Here is a 6000-nt window from a genome sequence, read left to right as displayed (position 1 = left end):
GAAATCTGGGGGAGGCAGCCAAACCCTACGTCAAAGATATCGCTGACATCCTTAAGGATAAAACCGTTGACAAAGAAGTTCGTTCCAGTGCAGCAGTGGGATTGGGAAATCTGGGGGAGGCAGCCAAACCCTACGTCAAAGATATCGCTGACATCCTTAAGGATAAAACCGTTGACAAAGAAGTTCGTTCCAGTGCAGCATCGGCATTGGGAAAGATAGAACAATTCGACCTGAATAATATTGTTGTAATTTTGGATAGCATCTATTACGATGGTCAATCAGAATATGCACAGTGGCGATTTTTGACATATTTTCTGGGTGGCGGCACTGATGAAGTCAAAACACTGCTGACATGGCTAGGTTTTCCTGAGACTAAAACAATTCCTGTTTCATTAAGCCACGATCGCGGTGATAAAACTCTCAAAATCTTTGCCCAAGTCTGGGAACCTAGCCAAGGTTTAGCACAATTACGCGAAGACTTAGCAAAGCAAATTGCTGTAGTTGCGAGAAAAGTCTCTTGGCAACCACAAGATATTGGTATTCTAGAAACTCACTACAACAATCTTAAAAAAGCTGGCTACAACGAAGCTGATTCATTGCAATCAGTCATAGTTAACCTCAAAACTTGGCAGTGGTTGTTCAACGCCAGAACTACTATTTTGATTCATGCTGCCTTTTGGCTAGTCCTCATCTTCGCTTATCCCAAGTTTCCCCAAGTTCAAGCCATCTTTTTCTGGAATCCTTGGGTGAGGCGCATTCTTGGTATTGGCTACGTCGGCTTAATTCTCACCTGGGTTCCCTTTTTCCGCGAAAAGTTATTTGAACCCTTCAAGCCTTCCCTACTAGCCGATGCCGGGTTAGATAATTTTAACCCCGAAGCTTACTTCCCAAATTCTAAAGTGAAAGTTTCCGGTGTAGAGGAACCCGTACCAATTACCCAAGTGCTACCTAACATCAAAGGACAAGTCATCTTGGAAGGTGATTCCGGCTTGGGTAAGTCAATGTTTCTGCGCTATTTGGTAAAAACTTCTGGGCGGCTTGTGGTTTATCTACCTGCACACAAGTGTGACAAAGGGGTAATTGAGGCAATTCAAGCCAAGTTGCACGGACAAGCACAAGATGCTGATTTTCTCAAGAATTTAATTTACAGTGGTGCATTAGATATCTGCATTGACGGACTCAATGAAGTTACCGCCGATACTAGGGCAAAAATCTGTCAGTTTGCCGAAAGCTATTTTCGGGGTAACATCATCATGACCACCCAACCCCTAGAGTGGACACCACCCTCAACAGCCAAAATATATAAATTGCTGCCCCTTGAGGAACCACAAATTCAGCAATTTCTGATTTCCCGTCAGCCACGACTGCCCAAAAATGCCAAAGTTCAAGGTACTAATTATGAGCAAGCCACTGCTAGTTTTTTAACCAAAGCCCTCACTAATCAGCAATCACCACAAGAATTAAGCGCGATTGAGAAGGTTCTCTCTAATCCAATGGATTTAACTGTGGTAGCCCTGATGCTATCCCAAGGCGAATACCCCGATTTGTTTCACTTGCAACAACATCAATATCAATTGATGGCAGCAGAATATTTGCAAGAATGGAACCAGGAATTTCCATTAAAAAAATTCTCCGATGCTGTCTATCAAATGCGGTTGAAGGATGAACAGGCTTTACCTGCGGATGAATTTTACCAAGCTTTACAGTCATTGGAAGACGATAAATATAAAATGGTTGTCAGCCGTCAGTGGCAAGACGAAAAAGGCGAAGCCAAGAGAGAATGGTATTTCCGCCACGATAAAATTATGGATTTCTTTTTGGTGCAAAGCTTTCTTGGCGAGAGTGAGGAAGCTAAAAACCGTCTCCTTGACCACATGGATGACCCCCGTTTTCGTGGTGTCTACTTTTTGCTAGCAACCTTACTCCCCTTAGATGCAGCGAAAGAACTGAAGGAAAAATTAGTTCAATACGCCGCCGATACCAAAGACCATACCGTGAGTGATACCTTCGTGCAATTGTTGCGCCCAAGGTCGTGATATTAATTCGTAATTAATAAAGAGACTTATAGGCTGAGGGCAAATTCTTGATTCAATTAAAATGAGTCTTTGATACTCGTGAATGAGTATTTGAACTGGATGAATCCACCTTTTATCTCCGTTAACGAGTATTTGAACTGGATGAATCCACCTTTTATCTCCGTTAACGAGTATTTGAACTGAATGAATCCACCTTTTATCTCCGTTAACGAGTCTTTGAACTGGATGAATCCACCTTTTATCTCCGTTAACAAGTCTTTGAACTGGATGAATCCACCTTTTATCTCCGTTAACAAGTCTTTGAACTGGATGAATCCACCTTTTATCTCCGTTAACGAGTATTTGAACTGGATGAATCCACCTTTTATCTCCGTTAACGAGTCTTTGAACTGAATGAATCCACCTTTTATCTCCGTTAACGAGTCTTTGAACTGAATGAATCCACCTTTTATCTCCGTTAACGAGTCTTTGATATTAAATATATTGCGATCGCAGCTTAAAACATATAAATTTAGGCAGAGCGATGTCTGACCACAAGCCGCTCTGCATCTACGCCAGTCGTTAAGGGCACTTGCGTTAAAACCCGATTGCTAGCTTTAATCAAATCTGCTGCCTTTTCGCCAATCATAATTGTGGGTGCATTGGTGTTTCCCGTGGTAATAGTTGGCATAATGGATGCATCTACAACACGCAACCCTTCAACACCATGTACCCGCAGTTCGGGATCTACCACTGAATCTAAGTCCGTTCCCATTTTGCAAGTGCCGACAGGGTGGTATACAGTGTCACAGGTTTCCCGGATGTAAGCGAGGAGAGCTTCATCACTCTTATTTTCAGCACCGGGAGCAGCTTCCTCGCCTCGGAACTCATCAAATACATTTGACTGGAATATCTGGCGGATAATTTTGATCCCTGCAAGCAGCTTTTGCAAATCGGATTCACTCTTGAGATAATTCATCCTGATTACAACTGGGTCATTGGGCGAAGCAGAACGCAAGGTGAGATGACCACGGCTTTGGGGATTAGTCAGACAGGCTGTAGCAGTAAATCCTGGGCCTTCGCGGGAGTATGCAGGATGTGTCCGCAAAACAGGGCCAGAGTGAAACTGCAAATCTGGTGCAACATCTAAACGACCTTCAGTATGCAAGAATAATCCAGCTTCAGCGATATTGCTGGTTAAGGCAGGTTGTAAATCCTGAGTTGCTTGGTGTGCAACGCCGACATGAAGATGATCTTGGAGGTTTTGACCGACACCGGGCAAATTAACAACTACAGGAATATCTAGCGATCGCAGATGTTCTGCATTCCCAATTCCAGAGAGCATCAGCAGTTTAGGTGAATCGAACGCACCAGCACTGAGAATAACTTCCTGATTTACAAAGGTTTGGTGTATTGTTCCCTCGTGCAGATACTCGACTCCAATAGTGCGCGTTCCCTCAAACAGTAGCCGAGTCACTAATGCACCAGTGGTAACTGTTAAATTGGGGCGATCGAGAATTGGCAGCAGAAATGCAGTTGCTGTACTTTGTCGCTTACCATCTTTAACTGTTAACTGATAAAGTCCTGCACCTTCTTGTTGTACGCCATTGAAATCAGGATTGCGCTCATAGCCTAGTGCGACGGCTGCTTCCACAAATAGTTGTGATGTCATGCTAGGAGCAATGGGATCTGTGACATTCAATAATCCATCAACACCGTGAAATTCGGATGCACCACGCTGCTGGTTTTCAGATTTCTTGAAGTATGGCAACACATCTTGGTAACTCCAACCATGATTGCCTAATTCTTGCCAGCGATCGTAATCATGCCGATTGCCTCGAATATAAATCATGGCATTGATCGAACTGCTGCCACCCAAGACTTTCCCGCGCGGACAATAGATTTTGCGGTTATTTAGGTACGGTTCTTCTTCCGTAAAATATGCCCAGTCAACCTCAGTACCCCATAGTTTTATCCAGTCTACAGGAACTTGATGCTCTGGTAAGGTAGCTGGATTACCTGCTTCGAGTAATAATACGGTTGTTTTACCGTCTTCTGTTAGCCGATTGGCAACAACGCAGCCCGCCGAGCCTGCACCAATGACAACATAATCATATTCACTCATAATATTCTCTTTGTTAATGACAACTTTTCTAGAGAAATACTTTTTTTATCATATAATTCTGTGACTGCAATATTTCTTGTTTGTCTCTCAACTAAAAGAATAAAGTCTTTGAACTGCGTGAATCCACCCTCTCAACTCCATTAATGAGTCTAGGCTAAGGATAAATTATTAATTTAATAAAAAAAATCTGACCTTTCACGTCAGATAGAAAAGCTAACGCTAAACCTAAACCCTGAGAAAGTTTCCTTACTAGGGAATGGAAGCGAAGTTTTCTAGATAAGAGTAAAAAGTCAGATATTAGAATGAGTGGAAAAAGAGATTGCGTTTGTCCTACTACCAGGTAGAATCAATGCTCAGTTCACCTGGAACTAAGCTTAATAAATAGGCAAAGGAATTAACCACGACCCCAGTCGCGATCGCGTTCATAGCGACGGTTATTGTCATAAATGTTGCGAAGGTTATTATCGCGTTCATAGCGGCGATTATTCTCGCGTTCATAACGACGCTTATTATCGCGGTCATAACGGCGATTATTATCGCGGTCATAACGGCGATTATTCTCGCGTTCATAACGGCGATTATTCTCGCGGTCATAACGGCGATTATTATCGCGTTCATAACGGCGATTATTCTCGCGTTCATAACGGCGATGATCGTTGTCACGAATGTTCCGAAGATCGTTCTGGCGGTCATAGTCATCATTTCTATGGTGACGACTATGACGTTCGTAGTTACCATCATCGTTGCGTTGATAGCTGTAGCTATCTAACTGAGCAACATCATACGCTGGTGTACTAGCATCAACTTTTGGAGAAATAGCCAAAGCTGAAGCAGATGCTATCAAGCCGGCGAGCAAAATAGAGGTAAAGCGGTTCATGATGTGAGTCAAAAATTATTGACAGTAATTTATGCAAGTCCAGTCTGTTTAGGAAGAGCAGATTCCACAAGTCTTTAAATCAATCCTAACAGTGTTGAATAACTCGAAAAGTTTTCTTGAGTGTGGTGATTGAGAAAAGTTTTGTTGTCTGTGATACTTTCTGACCTGCAAAATCTAGTGAAAAGTTAAAATTAAAATGGATTTTTAAACTGGGTGAATCCACCTCTGAACTCCGTTAATGAGTATTCAAGACTCATGAATTCACCTGATAACTCTGCTTCCTGCTTTCTTTGAAAGATTTTACTTTTCCTCAATTTGTCGGAAATTGAACATACTTCGAGGCAATGACAACGGCTTTTTCAAAGTCGGCGGGATTCACAACGCCCAAAAGAGAGCGTTCTTCGTCATTCAAAGGTAAGCTTACAGGTTTCCCTGCCTCTACAAAAAACTGCTCACCCCCTGCTGGTGTAACCCAATTCAGTATTTTGGCAGGTTTTGACTCAATGTTCTTAAAACTATGACATTGACCTTTGGCAAAATTCAGGAAGGTTCCGGGAGTTGCAACGATAGTCTGCTCGCCAATCTGGTACTCAACCTCTCCCTCAAGAATGTAGTGCGCTTCGTCCGTTTGGTCATGGCTGTGAGGTGGTATAACGCTTTGCGGTTGCATCACAATCTCGTATACCCCATACTCTCCATTTGTATCTTTTCCTGTAGCCAGAATGGTATATAAGTCACCTAGCACCAAATATGTGGAACCCTGACCTGGCGGAACTAACATAGATTTAAAATTGACTGTCATAATAATTACTCTCCTTTATTTGTGGTTAATAAATTAAACCGTGCTTCAATATTAATTAGAAGTTATTGGTTCAAAATAAAAACAGGGTTAAGTCTACCTATATATATGTATTTATTAATTGCTTAACTCTGAAAAGCTTGCAAGTTAAATATAAATTTCTCAACATTCATAACTGCGAGAA

At 42.2% G+C, this 6000-nt stretch carries 4 protein-coding genes and 1 pseudogene; 2 read left to right on the top strand and 3 right to left on the bottom strand.

Annotated elements, in window-relative coordinates; genetic code table 11:
- A pseudogene (locus tag V7K53_RS10660) lies at window positions 1-2036 on the top strand (HEAT repeat domain-containing protein); the annotation flags it as partial.
- 183 nt (window positions 2037-2219) lie between these two features.
- On the top strand, window positions 2220-2429 hold the full coding sequence (locus tag V7K53_RS10655; RefSeq protein ID WP_335197476.1) for a hypothetical protein: 210 nt from the start codon (window positions 2220-2222) through the stop codon (window positions 2427-2429).
- Between the two features lie 118 nt (window positions 2430-2547).
- On the opposite strand, the gene V7K53_RS10650 is transcribed toward V7K53_RS10655, so the two are convergent.
- The 3 genes from V7K53_RS10650 to V7K53_RS10640 form a co-directional block, all read right to left on the bottom strand.
- The gene (locus V7K53_RS10650; RefSeq protein ID WP_335197474.1) at window positions 2548-4140 is read right to left on the bottom strand and encodes a GMC family oxidoreductase; all 1593 of its coding nucleotides are present in this window, start codon (window positions 4138-4140) and stop codon (window positions 2548-2550) included.
- A 394-nt stretch (window positions 4141-4534) separates the two neighbouring features.
- Entirely contained in the window at window positions 4535-5017 is a 483-nt protein-coding gene (locus V7K53_RS10645) for a hypothetical protein (protein ID WP_335197473.1), read from the bottom strand.
- Window positions 5018-5327: 310 nt separating this feature from the next.
- Entirely contained in the window at window positions 5328-5819 is a 492-nt protein-coding gene (locus V7K53_RS10640; protein ID WP_335197472.1) for a cupin domain-containing protein, read from the bottom strand.
- Window positions 5820-6000: the final 181 nt, after the last annotated feature.

Source organism: Nostoc sp., assembly GCF_036917355.1.
Lineage (GTDB): Bacteria > Cyanobacteriota > Cyanobacteriia > Cyanobacteriales > Nostocaceae > Nostoc.
Note: the sequence above shows the minus strand (reverse complement) of the source record. Positions and strands in the feature narration are given on the sequence as shown.

Excerpts from the sequence above, each read along its gene's own strand:
- V7K53_RS10650 (WP_335197474.1), bottom strand. The coding sequence starts at position 4,140 with ATGAGTGAATATGATTATGTTGTCATTGGTGCAGGCTCGGCGGGCTGC.
- V7K53_RS10655 (WP_335197476.1), top strand. The coding sequence starts at position 2,220 with ATGAATCCACCTTTTATCTCCGTTAACGAGTCTTTGAACTGGATGAAT.
- V7K53_RS10645 (WP_335197473.1), bottom strand. The coding sequence starts at position 5,017 with ATGAACCGCTTTACCTCTATTTTGCTCGCCGGCTTGATAGCATCTGCT.
- V7K53_RS10640 (WP_335197472.1), bottom strand. The coding sequence starts at position 5,819 with ATGACAGTCAATTTTAAATCTATGTTAGTTCCGCCAGGTCAGGGTTCC.